Below are 22372 nucleotides of genomic sequence, written 5' to 3'. Positions count from 1 at the left end.
GCCGCCAGGTCTTCCAGTCTACCCTCACAAAATATAATCAACGCAAAATCATTACTCTCACCATCGCGGGGTGGAGCAGCCCGGTAGCTCGTCAGGCTCATAACCTGAAGGTCATAGGTTCAAATCCTATCCCCGCAACCATACGTAAGCGTCTGATAAGACTAGGAAAAAGCCACCCTCAAGGGTGGCTTTTTTTGTGCCCGAAATCTCCCGCAGGATGCGTATAGGATGCAATCGGGAGTGAAACTCCAGCGTAATCTGGGCTGAATCGGGGATCTTCACGACTGCGTGTCAGGCGTGTTGGAGCACGGCGATACGGCTGGCAGCGCGATCCTGTGTTACGATGGATCATGGTTTCCGACCCTCTCGATTCTGCGCTGACAGGGGCGTCCCGTTGAGTGGCACGGCTGCATCGTCTGAGGCGCTGGCCGGCCTTGTAGAGCGGGTGACGTTCCACAACGCCGAGAACGGTTTCTGCGTCCTGCGGGTGAAGGTGCGGGGGCAGCGCGATCTGGTCACTGTTGTCGGCCATGCCGCCATGATCTCGGCAGGCGAGTTCGTGCAGATGTCGGGGCGCTGGTTCCGCGACCACACCCACGGGTTGCAGTTCAAGGCGGAGTTTCTCAAGGCCAGTCCGCCGACCACGGTTGAGGGGATCGAGCGTTATCTTGGTTCGGGCATGATCCGGGGTATCGGTCCGGTCTACGCGAAGAAGCTGGTGAAAGCGTTCGGCGAGGCGGTGTTCGATCTGATCGAGCAGGAACCTGGACGCCTGCGGGAGGTGACGGGCATCGGCCCCAAGCGTGCCGAGCGGATTGTGGCGGGCTGGGCGGACCAGAAGGTGATCCGCGAGATCATGCTGTTCCTGCACAGCAACGGCGTCGGCACCTCGCGGGCGGTGCGTATCTTCAAGACCTACGGGCAGGACGCGGTCAAACTGATCAGTGAGAACCCCTACCGGCTGGCGAAGGACATTCGGGGCATCGGCTTCAAAACTGCCGATCAGATCGCCCGGAAGATGGGGATCGCGCCTGACGCCATGATCCGGGTGCGGGCCGGGATCTCCTACGCGCTCGGCGAGGCGATGGATGAAGGGCATTGCGGCCTGCCGGTCGGGGAGTTGCTGACCAGCACCGCCGAACTGCTGGAGGTCGCGGCACCCCTGATCGAGACGGCTCTCACGTTGGAGCTGGAGGCGGGCGACGTTATTGCCGACAGCGTGGGCGAGACGGGATGCATCTTCCTGGCGGGTCTCTATCGCGCGGAGCAAAGCATCGCCGAGCGATTGCGTGCCTGTGCCGTCGGCCGTCCGCCCTGGCCCGAGATCGACGCTGAAAAGGCCATGACTTGGGTGGAACGGAAGACCGGGCTTGCGCTCGCGCCCAGCCAGCAGGAGGCGGTGCGTCTTGCCCTGAACAGCAAGGTGCTGGTGATCACGGGTGGTCCTGGCGTGGGCAAGACCACGCTGGTCAACGCCATCCTGAAGATCGTGACCGCCAAGGGCACGGACGTGCAGCTCTGCGCCCCGACCGGTCGGGCGGCGAAGCGCCTGTCGGAAAGCACCGGACTGGAAGGCAAGACCATCCATCGACTGCTGGAGACGGATCCGGCCAGTGGCACCTTCAAGCGGGATGATACCAACCCGCTGACCTGCGATCTGCTGGTCGTGGACGAGGCCAGCATGGTCGATGTGCTGCTGATGCGCTCCCTGCTGCGCGCCTTGCCCGACAACGCCGCGTTGCTGATCGTCGGCGATGTGGACCAGTTGCCTTCTGTTGGACCGGGACAGGTGCTGGCCGACATCATCGGCTCCGGTGCTGTCTGGACTTGTAACGGTTTTGTGCCGGTCAGGAAGTGCTTATGCCACTCTTGCTTCAAAAGCGAGTGGGCTGATACCGCCCAGATATGAATGGCGTCGACGTGGATTGTAGAAACCATTGATATACTGGAAGATGGCGGTGGTAGCCTGACGGCGGGTTGGCCAGTTCTGTCTCCAGAGCCACTCCGCCTTCAGGCTTTTGAAAAATGTTTCGACGGCAGCGTTGTCAAAACAGTTTCCCTTTCCGGACATTGAAGCCAGCAGCCCATGGGCCAGCAGCTTTTTCTGGAAATCATGGGAGCCATACTGGCTGCCACGGACGCCCTTCTGTTTGTCAAGCAGCAAAACGTGTGGCGTTGATGTCCCGGTGTCGGCGTATGATGATCCCATAGACCTCGCGGGCGATATAGCGCTTGAGGATACGGATAACCTCAAGTTTGGAATGTCCTTCTGCCACACGCCTGGCAACATAGGCGCGTGTTTTTTCATCTGTTCGCAGGCGTCCAATCGCGATGATATGCAGGGCGCTGTTAGCCGCCCGATCACCACCTCGGTTCAGACGATGACGAATTGTTTTTCCAGAGGACGCCGGAACAGGCGTGACACCGCAAAGGGCAGCGAAGCTGGCCTCTGATTTCAGGCGGTCAGGATTGTCGCCCGCCGTCAGAAGAAGTTGCGCTGCTCCATTGTGCCCTATGGAATTTCTGGCAATGAGGTCAGGTGCCAGTTCCTCAACAATAGCCTTGATCATCAGATCCAGTTCACCAATTTCGTCATGCAGTTCAAGGTAGCGACGCGCAAGAGATTTCAGGCTAATCCGATAAGCTGCCTCGATATCGCGATAAGCCGTGAGATCCGGTCGAGAGGCAGCAAGAGTGCGGATCAACTGCATGCGGGTCATGGAGCGAAGATGCTCACGCAGGGTATCTGGGGCCGCAATGATGGTGTTCTGGATCATCTGCAGGGAAATCCGTCGTGCACTTACGGCGGTTTTGCGGCACGCTCTCAAGACCCTGAGTGCTTCCACCATGCCGTCCCTGCGTCGTGGTGTAACGGTGCGTTGGCCTGCAAAGGCGGCGTGCGCTGCGTTCTGGGCGTCCAGATCATCATTCTTTCCACGCCGACGCCGATCATGTCGATCAGGTGCCGTGACTTCCAGAACTTCGATCCCTGCAGCCTGAAGATAACGCAACAGGCCTGCACCATAGCTGCCGGTTGATTCAACACCCACACGCATGAGATCACCTGCGGCTCGCATCCAGGCCAGCATCTGCCGATAACCCTGTCTTGTCGTGGGGAAACTCTGTGTACCAATCACATGGTCCTGCTCGTCAACAATGGCTGCAACATGCAGATCCTTGTGGGTGTCGACACCGCCAACAACCTGACGCAGTCTTTCTTCGTTTTTGTCCATGACGGTTCCTCGCGCTTCTCTGTCGTGATGGCCAGGCCAAGGTCCGCTGCATGGACAGGACAGTCATGAGACCTCATCAGGTCAGGCCCTTCTCGGGTCACAGGCAATGGCCAAGGCATAGCCTTTCCGCGAGGTGCTTCCGGACAGTCGACAGGTCCGGGGAAAGACACAACGGTCGATCGGAATACGGGTCAAACCGTTCCGGGCACCTCACAGTGCCAGTCTACCGTGGTCGATCGGAGTGTGAGACAAACCGTCCGGAAGCTAGCGACCATCTTCTGACTATCGGAGTGGAAAATGCAGCCGGGCGCCGGGTTACGCAGCCTTACCGCCATATCCAGGGCACGGATGGCCAGATCCTTTTTCATCCGATCGCTCGCGGCCCACCCGATTACGCGACGACTGAACAGATCGATGACGACAGCGAGGTAGAGCCAGCCCTCGGCAGTCCAGATATAACTGATATCTCCCGCCCATTTCCGGTTGGGGCCTTCAGCAAGGAAATTACCGTCCAGAAGGTTGGCCGCAATGTCAGACTGGTGGTGGCTGTCGGTCGTCATCTTGTGGCGACGGGTGCGCACAGGCCGGATCCCGTTGGCCTTCATGAGGCGGCCAACGCGACGTTCCCCGACATCAAGCCCGGCTTCCCTGAGTTCCATGGTCATGCGCGGCCGTCCGTAGGACCCGTTGCTCAGGGCAAAATGCTCACGGATATGCGTCAGCACCTTCAGATCGGTACGTTGGCGCTGGCAGGCCGGTCGGGATGTCCAGGCCCGGTACCCCCGTGCAGAGACCCGCAAGACCTGGCACAGCCTCTCGATTGGCCATTCATGCCGATGTCCGTGGATGAAGGCGAACCTCATGGCTTTTGGCTCGCGAAGAACTGGGTAGCTTTTTTTAGGATTTCCCTCTCCTCCCGTAAAATCCGGTTCTCCAGGCGAAGACGTTCATTCTCGCGGGCCAGATCAGCCTGAGGCCCTGATGCCGGCTCGTCCGGACGATAATTCACTATCCATTTCGCCAGAGTGGATTTGCCAATACCCAGATCGGCCGCAACACGCGTGCGTGACAACCCACTGCTCAACGCAATCCTTACGGCCTCGCGCTTGAAATCTTCCGTATGCTTCATGGTTCCGTCGGTCTCCTGATACGAGCTTAAAACGCTCAGATGACCGGCACAAAACCGTTACAAGTCCAGTCCCTGTGGTGCGGCTGACCGAGGTGTTCCGTCAGGCGGCACAGAGCCGCATCATCACCAATGCGCATCGGATCAACGAGGGCAGGATGCCCGAACTGAGCGCGGAAAAGGGATCGGATTTCTACTTCGTGGAGGCGGCCGAGCCCGAGGTCGGGCTGCGCAAGTTGCTGGCAGTAGTGAGGGATCGCATCCCGGCGCGGTTCGGGCTGGACCCTGTTCGCGACGTGCAGGTGCTTTGCCCGATGAACCGGGGTGGCCTTGGGGCGCGGTCGCTGAATATCGAATTGCAGCAGGCGCTGAACCCGCCAGGCGAGGTGAAGGTCGAGCGGTTTGGCTGGACCTATGGTCCGGGTGACAAGGTGATGCAGATCGCCAACGATTATGACCGGGACGTCTTCAACGGGGATCTTGGCGTTATCGACAGGATTGATATCTAAGAAGGCGAACTGACCGTTTCATTCGATGGACGGGAGGTCGTTTACGGTTTTGGAGAACTGGATGAACTGGTGCTCGCCTACGCCACGACCATCCACAAGAGCCAGGGATCGGAATATCCGGCCGTGGTGATCCCGCTGGTGACCCAGCATTACGCCATGCTGGCGCGGAACCTGCTCTACACCGGCGTCACACGGGGGCGGAAGCTCGTCGTGCTCGTGGGCCAGAAGAAGGCGCTGGCCATCGCGGTGCGGAACCAGGGCGGGCGGCGGCGGTGGTCGAAGCTTAGGGAATGGCTTGCCGGTACCATCGCATGATGGAGTGACGGGGGGTGAAGGGTGTGTCTCCATGTCGGCTTCCGCCTCATGTCTGCCATTTGATGCCTAATTGTCCGGTTCGCAAAACAGACATGCACCATTCGCCAGTATCACTCGACCACTGTCGACATTTGCCTTTTTGGGCAGTGCAGATTTGTCCCGGACAGGAGTTTATCCGGGACAGGAAACGGCATCATGCCTATCAGGCGACGCGGATCAGCTTACGGTTGATAAACTCCTCAATGCCGAGGAAGGACAGTTCGCGGCCGAAGCCAGAGTTCTTGATCCCGCCAAACGGCAGTTCAGGGGCCGCAGCCGTGGCCGTGTTGATGAACATCATGCCGGTCTCGACCGCTTCGGCCACCCGTTCCGCCCGGCCAAGGTCACGCGAGAACACGGCCCCGCCGAGGCCATAAGGAGAATCATTGGCCAGTTCGATGGCTTCGTGTTCCGAGGCAACCTTATGTACCACAGCGACCGGGCCGAAAATCTCCTGATAGAAGACCGGGTTGTCCTTTGACACATTGGTCAGGATGGTCGGTTCCATGAAGAAGCCGCGGCACTCCATCCGCTTGCCCCCGGCCACCAACGTTGCGCCTGCCTTGACCGCTTCGTCAGTCTGCGCCAGTGCGGTGTCGAGTGCCTTCCTGCTGCTCATCGGGCCATGGGTGGTACCCTCAGCCAGCGGATCGCCAATGCGGAACTGCGTGATCGCGGTTTTCAGACCTGCGAGGAAGGCGTCGTAGACCTTCTCATGCACGATCATCCGTTTGGCCGCCGTGCAGACCTGCCCATTATTGGCAAACCGGCCCCATGTCGCCCACTTCACGGCAAGTTCAAGATCCGCGTCATCCAGCACGATGAACGCGTCGCTACCGCCAAGTTCCATCGTGTCCTTCTTCAGCGCCGCACCCGCTTCGGCCGCGACCGTCTGGCCCGCGCGTTCGCTGCCCGTCAGGGCGACGCCACGGATGCGGAAATCCTTGATCAGTTCGGCGGACTGATCGTTGTCGAGGAAGATGTTGGTATAGACACCAGCAGGCGCGCCCGCCTCGTGGAACAGCTTTTCAAAGGCCAGCGCACATTGCGGCACGTTGGGCGCGTGCTTGGCGATGACCACATTGCCTGCCATCAGGTTCGGCCCCGCCACGCGGGCCAACTGGTAATAGGGGAAGTTCCAAGGCTCGATGCAGTAGATTACGCCAAGCGGCTGGTTGATGATCTTTGCATGGCCTTCCTTGACCTTCAGGGGCGTGGGAGCGAGAAATTTCTCCGCGCCCTCGGCATAGTAGGAGAGGATGTCGGCCGTGATGTCGATTTCTTCCAGCGCGTCAGGCAGCGCCTTGCCCATCTCGGTCGCGATCAGGCGCGCATGGGTCACGCGGTCACGACGCAGCTGGTCGGCGGCCTTTGACATGATGACCTTGCGGGCTGCGATATCGCGCTTTTTCCAGTCGGTCTTCCACACATGGTCCGCGCGGTCGACAATCTCCTTCATCTGCGCGGCAGTATGCAGTTCAAACGTGCGTTCCACGGTTTCCGTTGTCGGGTTGAGGGTCTGGTAAAAACTCATTGGTCCGTTTCCCGGTTTATTGATTATGGAAAAGGTAGTCGGTGTAGCCATGCGCGCTGCCGCCGTACATCGTCGCCGGGTCCAGCGGATTGAGCGGCCAGTTATGTTCCAGCCGCGCGGGCAGGTCCGGATTGGCGATGAATTTCCGGCCAAAGCCGATCATGTCCGCCCATCCATGGCCCAGCACATGCTGTGCCTTGTGCAGGTCGTAACGGCCCGCGCACAGGATGCGGCCGCCGAAGATGTCGCGCACGCTGGCGCGGAAGGCATCCGGCATTTCCGGCGCATTGTCCCAGTCGGCTTCGGCCAGCGAGACGTAGGCGATGCCCGCCTCCGCCAGTACGCGCACGGCTGCCGTGTAGGTTTCCGCTGGATTGTCCTCCAGCAGGCCGAGATAGACGCGCTCTTCCGTCGTCGTGCCGAACAGCGGGGAAAACCGCACGCCCATCCTGTCGGGCGTGACGACGGCGGAGACGGCCTCGACCACCTCGCGCAGGAAGCGCAGGCGATTGGACAGGCTGCCGCCATAGGCATCGATGCGGAAATTGGCCCGTTCGGAGATAAACTGGTTGATCAGGTAGCCATTGGCTGCGTGGATCTCTACCCCATCGAAGCCTGCGGACAGCGCGTTGCGCGCCGCCTGTGCATACATCTCCACCAGTTCCTGGATTTCGGGAATGGTCAGCGCGCGTGGCACATCAGGGGGTACCAGCTTTCCTGTACCCGGCCCCGTGGGGATGAACACGTTTACGCCTGTTGCCGCGACCGCGGACGGAGCGATCGGTGCCTCATGACCGGGCTGCAATGCCCGGTGGGACACGCGGCCCACATGCCACAACTGTGCAAAGATGGGCCGCCGCTTTGCGTGTACCGCATCGGTGACCAGCTTCCAGCCTGCGACCTGTTCGGGTGAATAGATGCCTGGCGTCCAGGCATAGCCCTGCCCGCGGGGTTCGATCTGCGTGCCTTCGGTAATCAGGAAACCCGCCTGCGTGCGCTGCGCGTAATACTCGGCCATCAGCGCGTTGGGAATATCGCCGGGCTGGGTGCTGCGGCAGCGTGTCAGTGGTGGCAGGAAGATCCGGTTTTCCAGCGACAGGTCGCCCAGTCGTACAGGTTCGAATAAAGAAGATGAAGACATGATCAACCCTGTTTACAAATGCAGGCCATCTGTCCGGCCCGCATGTAAACATTGACCCAGCCTGCGGTGTGCGCAAGAACGCACATAAACCGCCACTAGTGTCAGGAATGATACCATGCCCCGCATTCGTCACACCACGCTGGCCTGCAGCCCCGGCTGCACGGTGGAAGCCACGCTGGAACTGTTTGGCGGGAAGTGGAAGGCGTTGATTCTGTATCACCTGTTCGAGGACGGAGTGCTGCGGTTCGGCGAACTGCGCCGCCGTCTTCCCAACGTCACGCAGCGGATGCTGACCAATCAGTTGCGCGAACTCGAGGCAGACGGACTGGTGTCACGCACCGTTTTCCCCGAGGTGCCACCGCATGTGGACTACGCCCTGACCGAACTGGGAAAGACGCTGAAGCCAGTTATTCAGGCGCTCAAGAAGTGGGGAGATCGGTATGCGCATTCTGTCCAGCGGAACACAGCTGCTGATTGAGATTGACGGCGAAGCGTTATGGACAATTCCTGCAGCAATCTGCCTGTCGGCATAGCAGAAGCAGAGCGGACAGGCAGCAGTCGCCCTCTTTTCTGCCGTTTCCGCAACCGATCAGGTTTCTCGAATGCAGACATCAGCATCGACCATCTTTCGCTTCATTTGTACCAACAACTGTGATACATATGTGCATACACGCAAGGAGGCTTTGTATGTCTGCTGTTACATTCCGGGTAGATGAAACGCTGAAGGCAGCCGCAGTTAAGAAGTTGTCGGCTCAAGGCATTTCACTTTCTGACGCACTGCGCGATACGCTCGCGTATATTGCTGAAACGGGTCGCTCTCCCGTCAAGCGGAGGCTTGTCACAGACGAGGATGCGGAGCTTATCGAGATTGTGCGCGAACGCCTAAAAAACCCTGCCCAAAAGCATCGTATGACTTTTGCAGAGCTTAAGAACCGTCATCGCGAATGAAAGAGTATTGTCTTGAATTCGACGACAGAGCACTCAGAGAGTGGGATGCTCTTGACGGCAGCGTGCGTAAGAAATTTGAAAAGAAGCTGGAAAAGCTGATCTGGAACCCTCACTCTCCAGGAAACGAACTGCATCGCGACCTATCAGGGTTTTATAAGATCAAGATTCTGAAAGATGGTTACCGCCTTGTTTATCAGGTCATCGACGAACGGATCGTCATCTATGTAATTGCCGTTGGCCGGAGAGCCGATAATGAGATTTATGAACTGGCTTCGAAGCGAACAGAGTGAATTTACTTTCTTGGTAGAAAGTCAGCTCCCGCCCTCATTTTTGCCATTCAATGCCCGGTTAAGTTTCTCGAATAACAGACTATTCCCGGTTTTTCTTGACGTGAGGCGCCAGGGCGGCCAGCGATGAGGCCATGGATACAATCAGTCTTCTTGCCCTGCTCCTGACCTTCTCGGCAGGCTTCAGCATTCTCAACCACCACACATTGCGTGTTCCTGTCACGATTGGCGTTCTGGTCTTCTCATTGCTGACCTCGCTGTTGGTCATGATCCTGAACCCGCTGATCCCGGCCTATGATCTTCAGGCTCTCCCACGATCCGTGCTCGGTGCCATCAATTTGCCTGCGGCACTTCTGAACGGTGCCCTTTCGCTGCTGCTTTTTGCGGGAGCCATGCAGGTGAATGTCGGACATCTGCGCGCAAAGCTGATGTCTGTAACAGCCCTCTCTATTCTGGGAACCGTTCTGGCCGTGGCTTTTCTGGCGGTCGCGGCGTGGTGTGTTTTCCCCTTTCTGGGGCACGCCGTTCCCTTTACATGGTGCATCGTACTTGGCGCCATTCTCGCTCCGACAGACCCGGTTTCAGTCGTGGGGATGCTGAAACGTCTCGGCCTGCCAGGACCGATACAGGCCGTTTTTGCGGGTGAGAGCCTGTTCAATGACGGCGTGGGCGTCGTCATTTTCGGTGTGACGATCGGGCTGGCGACTGGAGACAGTCAAGGGGTGGGCGCTTCTGAGATTGCCATGAGCTTCTGCCGCGAAGCGCTCGGTGGTGGTCTTCTTGGAGCGATAACCGGGTGGATCGCGCTTCGTGTGCTCAAGGCGCAGCGTGACCCGCATATCGATCTGCTGACCTCGCTGGCTCTGGCGACCGGAACCTTCAGCATCGCCAATCAGCTGGGGATGTCCGGAGCGATTGCCGTCGTCGTGGCCGGACTATGTTTCGGAACCAGTTACAGCCATTCCGTTTTCGATGAAGTATCCCGCAAGGAACTCGACATTGCATGGACGCTGATTGACGAAGTGCTGAACGTGCTCCTGTTCATGCTCATTGGCTTTGAAATATTGGAGATCACGCCGCATCTGTTTACGGTGCTGGCGACGCTTGCCGTGATCCCGCTGTCTATTGCCGTGCGGGCATTGAGCGTGCTGTTCTCCACCCTGCCGGTTCATCTCCGGCAGTGGGAACGGGGCCGTGTTCTCGGTATCCTGACATGGGGCGGCCTGCGTGGCGGCATCTCGGTTTCTCTGGCGCTTGGCCTACCACCCGGAGACCTGCGCGACCTGCTACTGCCTGTTTGCTATGGTGTCGTGGTGTTCACCATCATCGTGCAGGGTCTGACCATGGAGCGGGTCGCCCGCAGGCTCTATCCGTCAATCGCTTCCCGGTCGCAATAATGCCCTCCTCCCTTCTCCCGGTCTCGATTTCCGCCCGGCGGGTTCTCTGTTGATTTTCACTGAGAACTGGGTTCTTCCGCACTTTTCGTGATGATGTTTTTTGATTATGCGGGCTGAAGGACACGCGCCCTGAGGAGTTCGAAGCCTGCTCTTCCGAACATGGTTCGCTTGATCATTTTCAGTCGGCTGATCTGTCCTTCAACCGGGCTGGTTGTCCATGGTGAGACAAGAGACGCTTCAATGGCAGCCGCATCCCGTTCAAGCGCGGGAATCAGACGTGACAGCAGCGTCGTTTTTCCTTCTTCCAGCAGAGCCTTCAGATCGCCTCCCGTGCAGGTGTCACCCCTTTTACAGAGCAGGGTCTGCATTTTCCTGAGCCAGCAGAGTGTGACGGCAAGGTGCGGTTCAGCTTCCAGAAGGGCAGGAACCAGCAGTCCCTCCTGTCCGGCAGATAACGGATCCTCTGCGAGGAGAAGCCGCGCAAGTTTGCGTCCCCGAGGTGCAACGACATGCGCGGAAGGAACGGGTTTCGCGGAACATCCCTGTCGCGTCGCCACCCATTTCCAGACGGTGCCATATTGTCCTGCAAAGCCCTGCTCCAGGAGTTCCCGCCATAGCTGACGACTATTGCGACATCCTTCGGACCATCTCTTTTCCAGGTGGGCTGTGTAAGGCACGAGTATGCTGCGTGACGGAACCGTTCTTTTCCATGGTGGTGCATGGCCCCGCTGAAACCAGCGCCGCACGGTTTTTCTCTCTACCCCGATCGTTGTGGCGATAGCCTGAATGCTGTGTCCCGCTGCTTTCAGGGCAAGAGCTTCCTTGAAAAGAATGTCACGCCGTTCCCCAGAGGCTGACCTGACGACCGCCTGCGCCTCTTCTGGATGCGCTCTGATTGTTTCAGATATTTTGCTTACGACCGTTGATACGTTCATCTGTCGTGTCAGGGTCCTGACAGTCGTCGTAAAACGGTCCAGAATGCTGACAAAAGCGTCTGACAGGTTCTTCAGCAGATGCCAGCGGTCTGTCACCTGAAGAGCGGATGGTGCGCCTCTGCGGCATCCGTCTGCATAAGCACCGGCACGGTCTCTGGCAATGATTTCAATACCGGGATGGACCTGCAGCCATCGGGCAAGGGTATCAGCGTCCCGATCTGGCAGGAGGTCAATGACATCATTTTTCTCAAGATCAACCACAATCGTTCCATAGTGATGTCCCCGCCGCCATGCCCAGTCATCCACCCCCACCACACGTGTACGGGCCGTGCCTTTTGTGGTGTTCTGCGCACGTGAGAGAAGACGGCGGACAAGAGTATCGGCGCTGATGGGGCAACACAGGCGCACGGTCATTCGTGCACCAGCGGAACCGCCCAGGGTATGGGCGATATAATAATGAAGATCGGTAAGACGTGTGGTCTGTCTGCCATGACGCACGGTTATCCCCTCAAGGGGCATGACAAACGTCCGACGTGGACAAAGCATCGTCTGGCAGAAAAAGCGCGGCACAGAAACGATCAGCGTGGCTGGACGGCCCTGCCATGGAAGATCCGCGAGTTTTCTCTGATAGAAACTGTGAATGCGTTGTGTCGGGCACTGACAGTCCGGACACACTGCACTCCGCTTTCGCAGACCGACTTCGATCTCCACTCTGTTGTCCAGTGCAACAACACGACGAACGACGAGGGAACGGGGAAGATCAAGAGACCGAAGACGTGACACTGGGGAATATCCATGAAAGTGAACGACTTTCTGGATTTCCCAGTTCCGGAACCTCAGTACAAGATACCCATCACGAAAAGTGCGGAAGAACCCAGTTCTCAGTGAAAATCAACACGGCGATTACTCCATCAGCGATCTTTCAGAACTGTTTTCTATTTCTCGGCCAACTGTCTATCGAACTCTCAGCAGAACAGCCTCAACGTTCTTGTTGGGTTCACTCTAAGCGTACGTAAAGTACACTTTCGTGTCGTGACCCCTAGTCCGCGCAGTCCCCCGCTATCACTTGGAGCCGAGAGTGGGGTGATCGTTATGGGAAATAACCAGCAAGAATACAGGCGCTTAGGTTGGCCGTAGCAAGACACGCCCGAAGCCACTGGGCAGGGAGTATAAATCATTTGGATCGGGCAACGATGCTTTCGGTTTTCGGCCTTGACACGATGATGTTCGGTGCGGGCGGCAATCCAGATTTTCTGGACAGCGTCAAGATTCATGAAGGCAATTCCGAACCCAACCAGAAGGTCGAGCCAGACCGAATGGTGGCCGAGCGTGATACGGAAGCAGTTTTCATTCTGGGTTCTATTGGCATATCGGACATAATCTTCAAGTAGTTCTGTGCAGCAGTGGCCCATACCTGTCACTTGAACAAGGTTTCCGGAACTCCCGTTTCGTTTTCAGAAAAACTACCAAATTTGACAGCAAGAATAGGCAAAACAAACAGGTTAAGTATCATTGATGTCATGAGCCCTCCAAGAATGACAGCTGCCATAGGTCCTTCGATTTCCCGCCCAGGCGCATTCATATCAACAGCCAGAGGCGCCAGTCCAAGCGCCGTAACGAGCGATGTCATGAGTACGGGGACGACGCGGTCTCTGGCCCCCCGGAGCGCTGTTGTTACTCTCCATGTGAGATGTTCCCGCTCGACCAAAGTCTCAAAATGCGAAATCATCATCACCGAATTCCGAAGCGTAATCCCGAATAGAGTAACGAAGCCGACTGTTGCCCCAAGAGTTAGCGTTGTGCCGGAAACAATGATTGCCAGAATGCCGCCGACAAATGCGAAGGGAAGATTGACGAGTATCAGAGCGAGATTGCGCCATCCTTGTGTGATTATTGAGAGCAGAATCATGACCGCTATGGCAGCGAGCCCGGAATTTATAAACAGTTCCTTGCGTGATTGTGATTCAGCTTCCGCTGCGGATGTAAACTGAACGTAGGTTCCAAGAGGCAGTTTGATATTTTTTGCTATAGCCGTGCGTGCGTCCTGAACGAAAGATTGAGCTGATCGTCCTGTAACATTTGCGGTGACAGTCTGTGTTCTCTGTGCTCCCAGATGTGACACCTGATAGCGACCGTTCGTCTCATATATGTCTGCGACAGCGCGGAGTGGTACGTAGTTTCCGTGAACAGTATGCAGTGGCAGGAAGCCGACAGACGCAACATCATTACGACTTGCGTCATCAAGACGAACCATAACATTAAAAGCCGCAGAACGCTCGTATATCTGCCCCACGGTTTCACCCTGCCAGGCTGTATGGATGGATCGGAGTACATCCGCCGACCGAAGCCCCCAGCGCTCCAGATCAGCAGGGCGTAGCCGAATAGCAAGTTCCGGAACACCAGGGGGTGCTTCTATCCGGACATCTGTTGCGCCATGTATCTGATGCAACATGCGGACAATATTATTTGCCTGGATATCCAATACATCCAGATCATCGCCAATAATATTGATTGCCACAGCCGAAGACGAACCAGAAAGGGTTTCGTTTACGCGCATCGTCAAAAAACTACTGACAGAAAAACTGGCCCCAACGAACCCGTCAAGCGCTTTGCGAACGCGGGCATCAATCTGTCGGGAAGCCTTCCCATCCACCTGATTCAAATCAACCTCAAACTCGCTGGTATGTGGTCCATACGTGTCCTCATCCAGCGAGGCGCGTCCGACTCTCTGAGCAACCGAACGGATTTCGGGAAGCTGACGAAGTTTTTCTGTAACCTGTCTACCTAATTTCAGAGACTGTTCCAGGGAAGTCCCCGGAGCAGCCGTCATATGAATGATAAGGTGACCTTCCTTGAAATCAGGAATGAAATCGCTTTCAAGGAATGGAAGGGCCGCAAACCCTATCAAGGTGGTCAGGATCATCCCGCCTATAACAAATCGGGGATGGCGCATTAATCTGGCCAGAAGACGTTCATAAGCTCTGGCGGTCCATCCTGCCAGGGGGGGCTCTCTCCGGGTTTCTCCAGGCGTCGCCAAGAGCCATGCGCAGAGTGCAGGTACAACGGTTACAGCAGCGGCAAGAGAAGCCATGACCGCAAGAACATAAGCTGTTGCCAGTGGAGCAAACAGTCGTCCCGAAAGTCCGGGAAGGGCGATGACAGGCAAGAAAACGATAATGACAGCAAAGGTCGCGTAAACCACTGCACTGCGGACTTCAACGCATGCATCGAGTACGACGCGCGCTGTAGATGCGGGCTGGACCAGAAGCCGGTTTTCACGCAATCGGCGTGTAACATTTTCGACCCCGATCACGGCGTCATCCACGACCTCGCCGATGGCGATAGCAAGCCCCCCCAGGGTCATGGCATTCAAAGTAACCCCGAGTGTCTCCAGCAACGACAGGGCTATCAGAATAGCCAAAGGTATGGTGGCGCAACAGATTGCAGCGGTTCGCAGGTCAAAAAGGAAAAGAAAGATTACGGCAACCACCAGAAAACCGCCCAGAAGCAATGCTCGTGTGGCATTCCCCAATGCGGTCGTAATGAAATTGGCGGGGCGGAACAGGTCAGCATGCAATGTAATCCCCTGTCCCTGCAATTGCGGGCGGAAATCGGTAAGTGCCGCCTCGATTTCCCGGGTCACAGCCATCGTATTGGCACCGTACTGTTCCCATATATTAACCACAATGCCTGTCTTTCCCTCGATACTGGCCGCGCCGAAGGCGGGAATAGGGGCTTCAGTTACAGTGGCAATACTGCCCAGTGTGACAGCACCATTATCAGAGCGGACAATCACAGTGCGGGCCAGACTTTCTGGCGTCAGGGCCTGACCGTCAGACTGAAGAACGACTCTTTGGTTCGGGGTATCAATAAAGCCGGCCCCCTGTATGCCAGTTGCTTCCTGGGCAGCCGCAAGGACGTCATCAAGTCCGATATGATGCAAGATGAGTTGGTCTGGATGTACCTGTATCTGGAGTGACCGACGCTCCCCGCCAAACACACTGACTCCAGCCACACCAGGCAACGCCAGCAGACGCGGCCTTAATGACCAGTCAGTAAGCGTGCGCAACTGCATGAGGGACTGTTGTTCCGACGTCAGACCAATCACCAGTACCAGACCGGCGGATGAGGTCAGTGGCGTCATAGTCGGAGCATGAACACCGGCTGGCAATTGCTGTGCAACAACATTCATTTGTTCCCCGACCAGTTGCCGGGCGCGATAAATATCGGTCGATGTCGCAAACAGGACGTTGACGACTGACAGTCCCTGAATCGAAGTCGATTGCACGCGCTGAATACCCGGGAGGCCGGTCAGGGCAATTTCCATTGGGCGACTAACCAATGTTTCGACCTGTTCCGGCGTAAAACCAGCGGCTTCGGTCTGGATCGTGACCCGTGGCGGAATGAATTCCGGAAACACATCATAGCTGGCATGTCTCAAGCCATACAGGCCATAGAAGAACAACAGACATGCGGTTGCGATAACCACGCCCCGGAAGCGGATCGAAAACCCGATAATAGCTGCCTGAAGGCTGAAAGAACGTCCCGTCATCAGTCGTCATCGTCTCCTGATTCAAGCTGAGCTCGGAATTCTTCAGACAGAAGTAATTGCGTACCCTCTACGACGATTTGCGTTTCGTGTGTGATTTGTCCTGGAGTATCTTGGATCAGGTAGCCACCTTCTCGGTCCGGCACGTCGGTCGTAAGGGGTAGGCGTGTAAATTTTCCGTGTCCGTTATCACGGTATATCCACGACTTACCTTGCAGCCAGATAATAGCTGATGCAGGTATCCGGATACCGGGACGTTCCTCTTCGGTAGGCAGGAGAACGGAAACATTCATGCCCGCGACAAGCTGACTTTCAGCCGACGCAAAATAGAAAAAGCTACGCCCCTGAATAGCAGGATCGGTCATGGTTACAGGAGACAAATAGTGGAGCATTGTCCCGTGTCCACCCGTGTTTCCATAATCGGTCACATCCGCCTGACTTGGTGGGGTTGGTAGATCCGTATCTGGTGGAAGGGTCACCTTGACCAAGACCACTTGTTGTTGAAGTAACTGTGTAATGAAAATTGTATTTTTTTCGGTAGCGTCAGATATGACCGAACCAAATTGCTGTCTGATAATATTAAGTGCGTTATTCACCCGGACCTGTTCTGCTTTTACCATAGCTGAGTTGGACTGAAATCTGGCTGTTGTCTCCTGGAATTGTTCCTGAGAGATATTCTGCCGGTCGCGATACAGTCCTTTGTCACGATCGAGTTTCGCACGGGCAAGCGTCTGCTGTGCCTGCATGCTCTCCAGCCGCGCTTTCATGTCAGCATAATCACTAACAAGAGTGATAAGTTGTGTTGCGTTCAGAACGTAACCATAGGCGGGAACCAACTTTCTCCAAGGCACGATGCTGGGTCGTGCAGAAGCGATGCCACTCTTCGTAACTGCTTCCGGGGAGACCGTCACGGTCGCCTCTGCGCCAAGAACCGAAACTGGTGGATCATCATCATCTGCAATAGCAATGTCCGCCACGTTTAGAACTAGGAAGACAGAAAGACCTACAAGAGGCAGCCAGAAGGCCCTCGCTTTCATGGTGAGTTCCTTTGGTTATTTTCAAGCAGGCCGGAAACCTGCGCGGCACTGGTGTGATCAAAAATGGGCTGCTGCATGCCATCTTCGATCTGACCTATGGCTTGCCGTTGCTGAATTTCTGCTTCAAGAAGAGCGGTCTCTGCTTGAATCTGCTCTATATGAGTCATAACCATCGTTGGTCGGTCGATTGCGCCTGACTGAAGGCGGTGCTGCATCTGGTTCAGCCTTACCCGTACGGTTTTGGCAAGTTCATCCGCCTGTAGCAGAATTGATGTCGTGCCGCGGTAATTGGCCGTAGCCTGCGAGATGGACTTAAACACCGTGTTCTCTGCACGCCGGAGACGAGCCGCCGCCTCATGCTCCTGCCCAACAGCTTCAGCTATGGGGCCTTCGTTCTGATTGAAAATCGGAATTTGCAGAGAGGGATTTACCTCAAAGCGATTTGAAATATCCCAGTTATAGGCGGGACTGATGGTGACATCGGGATAGCGTCGGGAAACTTCGACCCGTAGAGCCTGTCGGGCGGCGTCATAAGACGCAAGAAGTTCCCGCAGATCCGCGCGTTGCATTACGGCTTGGTATCTCATGTCCTGTGAATCGCGGTATTCCATGAGGTCGGGACAGACATCAAATGCTTTTGTATCAAGAGCAATGGAATCAAGTGCTTCGGCAGGAACCCCGATTGCTCCTGCCAGAGCTGCCTTACGGACGGCATACTCGCGCCGCAGATCACTGACAGACAACTCGGCATGGATCATTTCCGTCCGTACCTGCGATATTTCGAGAGCGGATGCTCGCCCCTGATCAAAACGTGCCTGTTCCAGGGTAAAGAGTTCGCGTTTAGCTGCCGCAGTCTCTTCCACAAGCTTGAGGCGCCCGGATACAGCCCAGACGCCGAGAAGAGCAGACCGCGTGTCGCTGCGTAGTTTCCATGCAGTATTGATGACTTCCCATTGCGCGACGGCAGCCCGATATCTGGCTTCTTTGATACGGTGATAACGCCTGCCGAAAAATTCGATCAGTATTGACGCGCCGTAGCCGACGTAATGAGCCGATGGGCCACCCAGCACCGTGAAACTGGGATTGGGCAGTTGACCGGCTGTCTTGATTCCAGCGCGAGCCGTTTCCAGTTCAGCTTTAGCTACAAGGAGATCGGGATGAAAATACAAGGTAGCAAGCGTCAGGCGAGTGATGCCCCATGCGTTTTCCTGACTCGATACGTTTGGTCCGAGAACTTTTGTAATGAATTCTTGCAATCCGGCATCCGTAAATTGACGGCTGGAAAATTTCTGGACATCTGATTCCGGCGAAATATTTGAGTGATCACTATTTGTACAGCCACAGAGCAGGGGAAAAATCAGGAGAATGAATGCCGCATTATAGCGTGTGCGTCTCCTTACCTGCTTAATATATTCTAGAGTATTATATGATTTATACATTGATATGTCGTGATATATCTGATTTGTTATCTGTTAGTTCTACTCTCGATTGTCGCATAATCTGCACACCTCCACTAATACCAAGCATCGCAAGGATGGCAGCTACCGCAATATCCGGCCACGCAGAACGAGTGCCAAACACGCCCAGAGCTGCCAGCACAACGGCAACATTTCCGATCGCATCATTACGAGAGCAGATCCATACAGAACGGCGGTTGGCATCACCTTTCCGGTGTGTCCATAATATGAGGGCACAGGCCAGATTGACCGCGAGGGCAAGCAGACCAATGCCGCCCATTGCGTCTGGGTGAGGCGGATGGTTGCTGTTCATTACTATCCACCCAGCATTGGCCATTACCCATAGCCCAGCCATGAACAGGGTCAGGCCTTTCAGAAAGGCCGCGCCAGCTCGCCATCGCAATGCCATTCCGGCAACACTGAGGCTTATTGCGTAGTTGGCGCTGTCGCCAAGGAAATCAATCGCGTCCGCCTGTACGGATGCAGATCCAACCGACACGCCAGCCCCAGCTTCAACGGCAAACATGCTGGCATTGAGAAAAAGCGCGATCAGGAGCGCTCTCCGCCATGATTTATTGATTGGTAGCGGCGTATCTGTGCATCCACCACAGCATCCTCCTGCCATCCAGCGCCTCCCTGACGAATCATCTGTTTTAATGTATGCTCCCTGTAGCAACTACAGGGTCAAGAGGCAGGGAATGCGATCGATTGGTGCCTTGGGGAAGGCGACGAATACCAAAGTCGAGACGATCCGCTATTACGAACGGATCGGTCTTCTGGCTCCGCCACAGCGGACCGATGGCAATTATCGCACTTATGATGATGAGGCACTCGCGAGACTGTCTTTTATTCGTCGATCTCGGGATCTGGGTTTTTCATTAGACCAGGTAAGAGCTCTATTATCCCTAACGGATCAGGGAACCCAGGATTGTAAGACAGTTGATAGAATTGCTCGTGACCATATGGCAGAAATTGAGCGCAAAATTGCGGATCTCATCGCATTGCGCCATGAACTTTCTACGATGATAGAATCATGCGGGGGAGGTAATATTTCAGAATGCCGAATTATTGAAGCACTTTCTCCGTTTGATAATTAGTTCTCCTGACTTTTTTCGCAGCCAGTCGATTCTGCATTTGACGGAAGATTACCCGAAATAGTTATACGGCCTCATCCTCACGTGTCAGAATCTGAAAAATCCTCATGGAAAATTCAAGGACTATACGTGCTCCCATGGTGGCAGTTTATGATCAGGCCAGTTCTGAAGCAGACATTCGGCTTCCCCCCCTGAACAGCCTGTCCGCTCAAGGAACGTGAAGTAGACGTTACCCGATGGACAGACGGTCCTACCGTACATGTGCAATGGTCATTGGCATGAACCCTCCAGCACAAGAACGGACCCATGTGGAGAATGCGGCTGGAAGCATGGCGCGCAGACGGCTAGCTTAGTTCCAGGGAGTCCATTTCTTGGGGGCGTAGATGCTGACTTTAATTGGGATTGCTGGCGAGGCGACATATCCAGCCGCAGGTGAGACGCTCACCGACCTCAAGAAAATCAACTACCTCTTCGGTCACAATGGCTGCGGGAAGACCACTGTATCCCGCGCCATCCACGATCCTGCCGCCCGTGCCGGCTATAGCGTCTCATGGAAGGACGGCCGGGCGATAGCGACACTCGTCTACAACCGTGATTTCGCCGAAGCCAACTTCGGAGAGCAGCTGAAGGGCATCTTCACACTCGGCGAGGATTCAACGAAAGCCGTCGAGGAGATCGAGAGCCTGCAGCAGCAGATCGGCAAGCTCGACCGCGAAATCGGCGGGCTGCGCCAAAAGCTCGAAGGCGACGATGGCACGGGAGGTAGCCGTAAGGATCTTGCAGACGCGCGATCGCTCCTCGACGAGGCATGCTGGAAATCGCAGCAAGCCCACAAGGCGGTTTTCGAGAAAGCCATGACCGGCCACCGCCATGGCAAGGTCGCCTTCTGCGACAAGGTGCTGAAGGAGGCTGCGGAGAACAACACCGACGTCGCCACCCTTGAGGATCTCACCGTGCGCGCCGCGACCGTCTTTAAGGATGCAACGCCGCCGGAAGCCGCTATCCAGCCGATCGCCTTCACCGCCTTCCCCACCTTGGAAAAGTCGGCGATCCTCGGACGGAAGATTGTCGGCCGTGACGACGTCGTCGTTGCCGCCCTGATAGGTCGGCTGGGCAACAGCGACTGGGTCAAGCAGGGCGTGGAGTATCTTGCGGCAGCGGACGGCTCGTGCCCATTCTGCCAGCAGGTTGCCCCGGCGAATCTGATCGAAGATCTGAACGCATTCTTCGACGAGCAGTATGAGGCGGATCTCGCAGAGATCGCGCAACTGTCCACACGCTACGAAGCAGCCACGAAGGCCGTGTGTGATCGCCTCGATGCCCTCGTGGCCTCGCCTGGCAGGTTTATCGATTCGGAGACACTCACCGAGCGCTACCACGCCCTGAAGACGGCGTTCGAACTCAACCACGAGCGGTTGGTAGCGAAGCGTCGCGAACCCAGCAGCGAGATCACGCTCGAGTATACGAAGGAGTTCGCGAGCGCGATCAGCGATCTGCTGATGCAGGCGAACACCGTGATCGATGAATACAACGAGACCATCCGTGACCTGTCGAAGTCGAAACGCACCCTGACCTCGCAGGTATGGCGCTTCATTGTCGAGGAGCGCCGGACCGACCTTACAACGTACGACGCGTCAGCGACCAAGCTCGGCAAGATGATCGAGGGCCTCGAAGCCAAGATCGCAGAAAAGAAGGGCGAGCGTGCGCGGCTCGATGCTCAGTTGAAGGCCAAGGAAGCTAGTATCACGAGCGTTAAGCCGACGGTTGACGAGATCAACCGCATCCTCTTCTCATTCGGCTTCACCAGCTTCAAGCTGGCCGTCGCTAGCGAGCGCGGGGATATGTGCCGGATCGTTCGTCTCGATGGATCCGACGCCGCGAAGACGTTGAGCGAAGGCGAGCGGTCGTTCATCACCTTCCTCTACTTCTATCACATGCTGGCCGGCAGCACATCCGGCTCAGGCACTACAGCCGATAAGGTGGTGGTGTTCGACGATCCCGTCTCGAGCCTAGATTCTGATGTTCTGTTCATCGTCAGCGCGCTCATCCGGAAGGTGGTCGGCGATGTGCGCGCCGGAAAGGGCTCGGTCCGGCAGGTCTTTGTGCTGACGCATAACATCTACTTTCATAAGGAGGTGAGCTACGATCGGGATCGCCCCGCCTCAGGTTGCCGACGGGACGAGACTTTCTGGGTAGTGCGGAAGCGCGACAACGTCTCGTCGCTTCACCACTACGCGTTCAATCCGGTGAAGACATCCTACGAGCTGCTCTGGGAGGACGTGCGCAATTCCGAGCGCGCCAACCTCACCATCCAGAACACGCTGCGGCGGATCGTCGAGAACTATCTCGTTGTCCTCGGCGGCTGGAAACAGGATGCCATTGTCGCGCTCTTCACCGGTCGCGACGCCCAAGTCTGCGCCTCGCTGTTCTCATGGATCAATGACGGGTCTCACAGCGCGCACGACGACATTTATCTGGCAGCCGACGACAACGCCGTCCAGAGCTACCTTCGCGTGTTCGAGCAGGTCTTTGAGAAAACCGGTCATATCGCCCACTACAGGATGATGATGCGGATCAGCGACGAGGACGAGGGCGAGCCGGCGGAAGGCGAGACGCACCCTGCCGCCGTCGAAGCGGCATCTCCACCTCAGGGCACGCCAGCTTCGGCCCCAGCGGCGTGAGGCGGCGGGCGACCGGTCAGATCCGTGTCGCCCCCGGTGACTGTCGATCAATTCGGCTACATCCCGATTAGCTCGGCTCGCGTTTATCGT

At 56.5% G+C, this 22372-nt stretch carries 15 protein-coding genes, 1 tRNA gene and 5 pseudogenes; 11 read left to right on the top strand and 10 right to left on the bottom strand.

What is annotated here, in order from left to right; translation table 11 throughout:
* Window positions 1-64 precede the first annotated feature (64 nt).
* Both PY793_RS11095 and recD2 read left to right on the top strand, forming a co-directional pair.
* Window positions 65-141: transfer RNA gene (locus PY793_RS11095), tRNA-Met, on the top strand.
* A 202-nt stretch (window positions 142-343) separates the two neighbouring features.
* Window positions 344-1822, top strand: a pseudogene (recD2, locus tag PY793_RS11090) (SF1B family DNA helicase RecD2); the annotation flags it as partial.
* 36 nt (window positions 1823-1858) lie between these two features.
* On the opposite strand, the pseudogene PY793_RS11085 reads toward recD2, so the two are convergent.
* The 3 genes and pseudogenes from PY793_RS11085 to PY793_RS11075 form a co-directional block, all read right to left on the bottom strand.
* Window positions 1859-2137: pseudogene (locus PY793_RS11085) on the bottom strand (IS3 family transposase); the annotation flags it as partial.
* Window positions 2138-2153: 16 nt separating this feature from the next.
* Window positions 2154-3233, bottom strand: a complete 1080-nt coding sequence (locus PY793_RS11080) for an IS110 family RNA-guided transposase (RefSeq protein WP_087636577.1) — start codon at window positions 3231-3233, stop codon at window positions 2154-2156.
* Between the two features lie 284 nt (window positions 3234-3517).
* Window positions 3518-4362: pseudogene (locus tag PY793_RS11075) on the bottom strand (IS3 family transposase); the annotation flags it as partial.
* Window positions 4363-4430: 68 nt separating this feature from the next.
* Here PY793_RS11075 and PY793_RS11070 point away from each other — a divergent pair.
* Window positions 4431-5183, top strand: a pseudogene (locus tag PY793_RS11070) (ATP-dependent DNA helicase); the annotation flags it as partial.
* A gap of 202 nt (window positions 5184-5385) precedes the next feature.
* Here PY793_RS11070 and PY793_RS11065 read toward each other — a convergent pair.
* Together PY793_RS11065 and PY793_RS11060 are read right to left on the bottom strand one after the other, a co-directional pair.
* Window positions 5386-6756 (bottom strand): NAD-dependent succinate-semialdehyde dehydrogenase, encoded by a 1371-nt coding sequence (locus tag PY793_RS11065; protein WP_153469127.1) that lies wholly within the window; start codon window positions 6754-6756, stop codon window positions 5386-5388.
* 16 nt (window positions 6757-6772) lie between these two features.
* Complete coding sequence (locus PY793_RS11060; protein WP_153469124.1) at window positions 6773-7897, bottom strand: alkene reductase; 1125 nt, start codon at window positions 7895-7897, stop codon at window positions 6773-6775.
* A 115-nt stretch (window positions 7898-8012) separates the two neighbouring features.
* Between PY793_RS11060 and PY793_RS11055 the strand changes: the two genes are divergently transcribed.
* The 4 genes from PY793_RS11055 (at window position 8013) to PY793_RS11040 (ending at window position 10529) form a co-directional block, all read left to right on the top strand.
* Window positions 8013-8375 (top strand): winged helix-turn-helix transcriptional regulator, encoded by a 363-nt coding sequence (locus PY793_RS11055; RefSeq protein ID WP_010510588.1) that lies wholly within the window; start codon window positions 8013-8015, stop codon window positions 8373-8375.
* Between the two features lie 209 nt (window positions 8376-8584).
* Window positions 8585-8845 (top strand): type II toxin-antitoxin system RelB/DinJ family antitoxin, encoded by a 261-nt coding sequence (locus tag PY793_RS11050; protein WP_003618686.1) that lies wholly within the window; start codon window positions 8585-8587, stop codon window positions 8843-8845.
* Window positions 8842-9135, top strand: a complete 294-nt coding sequence (locus tag PY793_RS11045) for a type II toxin-antitoxin system RelE family toxin (RefSeq protein ID WP_275178077.1) — start codon at window positions 8842-8844, stop codon at window positions 9133-9135. Before PY793_RS11050 ends, PY793_RS11045 begins: the two co-directional genes overlap by 4 nt.
* A gap of 131 nt (window positions 9136-9266) precedes the next feature.
* The gene (locus tag PY793_RS11040) at window positions 9267-10529 is read left to right on the top strand and encodes a cation:proton antiporter (RefSeq protein ID WP_029604386.1); all 1263 of its coding nucleotides are present in this window, start codon (window positions 9267-9269) and stop codon (window positions 10527-10529) included.
* Between the two features lie 104 nt (window positions 10530-10633).
* Here the strand turns inward: PY793_RS11040 and PY793_RS11035 are convergent, their stop codons facing one another.
* The gene (locus PY793_RS11035) at window positions 10634-12247 is read right to left on the bottom strand and encodes an ISL3 family transposase (protein ID WP_153469121.1); all 1614 of its coding nucleotides are present in this window, start codon (window positions 12245-12247) and stop codon (window positions 10634-10636) included.
* Window positions 12248-12332: 85 nt separating this feature from the next.
* On the opposite strand from PY793_RS11035, the pseudogene PY793_RS14165 reads away from it, so the two are divergent.
* Together PY793_RS14165 and PY793_RS11030 are read left to right on the top strand one after the other, a co-directional pair.
* Window positions 12333-12470, top strand: a pseudogene (locus PY793_RS14165) (recombinase family protein); the annotation flags it as partial.
* 187 nt (window positions 12471-12657) lie between these two features.
* Window positions 12658-12855 carry a hypothetical protein gene (locus tag PY793_RS11030; RefSeq protein ID WP_010516885.1) on the top strand — a complete coding sequence of 66 codons (198 nt, stop codon included), beginning with the start codon at window positions 12658-12660 and terminating at the stop codon, window positions 12853-12855.
* A gap of 26 nt (window positions 12856-12881) precedes the next feature.
* On the opposite strand, the gene PY793_RS11025 is transcribed toward PY793_RS11030, so the two are convergent.
* From PY793_RS11025 to PY793_RS11010, 4 genes are read right to left on the bottom strand one after another with little or no spacing between them, the layout of a single operon-like run.
* Window positions 12882-16016 carry an efflux RND transporter permease subunit gene (locus PY793_RS11025; RefSeq protein ID WP_275178076.1) on the bottom strand — a complete coding sequence of 1045 codons (3135 nt, stop codon included), beginning with the start codon at window positions 16014-16016 and terminating at the stop codon, window positions 12882-12884.
* The gene (locus PY793_RS11020; RefSeq protein WP_011251445.1) at window positions 16016-17050 is read right to left on the bottom strand and encodes an efflux RND transporter periplasmic adaptor subunit; all 1035 of its coding nucleotides are present in this window, start codon (window positions 17048-17050) and stop codon (window positions 16016-16018) included. The genes PY793_RS11025 and PY793_RS11020 overlap by 1 nt, the downstream gene beginning before the upstream one ends.
* The gene (locus PY793_RS11015; protein ID WP_275178075.1) at window positions 17047-18489 is read right to left on the bottom strand and encodes a TolC family protein; all 1443 of its coding nucleotides are present in this window, start codon (window positions 18487-18489) and stop codon (window positions 17047-17049) included. The genes PY793_RS11020 and PY793_RS11015 overlap by 4 nt, the downstream gene beginning before the upstream one ends.
* Complete coding sequence (locus tag PY793_RS11010; protein WP_010516881.1) at window positions 18482-19132, bottom strand: cation efflux transmembrane domain-containing protein; 651 nt, start codon at window positions 19130-19132, stop codon at window positions 18482-18484. Before PY793_RS11010 ends, PY793_RS11015 begins: the two co-directional genes overlap by 8 nt.
* Before the next feature lie 73 nt (window positions 19133-19205).
* Between PY793_RS11010 and PY793_RS11005 the strand changes: the two genes are divergently transcribed.
* Together PY793_RS11005 and PY793_RS11000 are read left to right on the top strand one after the other, a co-directional pair.
* Window positions 19206-19604 (top strand): MerR family transcriptional regulator, encoded by a 399-nt coding sequence (locus PY793_RS11005; RefSeq protein WP_003618791.1) that lies wholly within the window; start codon window positions 19206-19208, stop codon window positions 19602-19604.
* Between the two features lie 380 nt (window positions 19605-19984).
* Window positions 19985-22282 carry an AAA family ATPase gene (locus tag PY793_RS11000; protein ID WP_275178074.1) on the top strand — a complete coding sequence of 766 codons (2298 nt, stop codon included), beginning with the start codon at window positions 19985-19987 and terminating at the stop codon, window positions 22280-22282.
* Window positions 22283-22372: the final 90 nt, after the last annotated feature.

It is taken from the genome of Acetobacter fabarum (assembly GCF_029069195.1).
Classification (GTDB): Bacteria; Pseudomonadota; Alphaproteobacteria; order Acetobacterales; family Acetobacteraceae; genus Acetobacter; species Acetobacter fabarum_A.
Note: the sequence above shows the minus strand (reverse complement) of the source record. Positions and strands in the feature narration are given on the sequence as shown.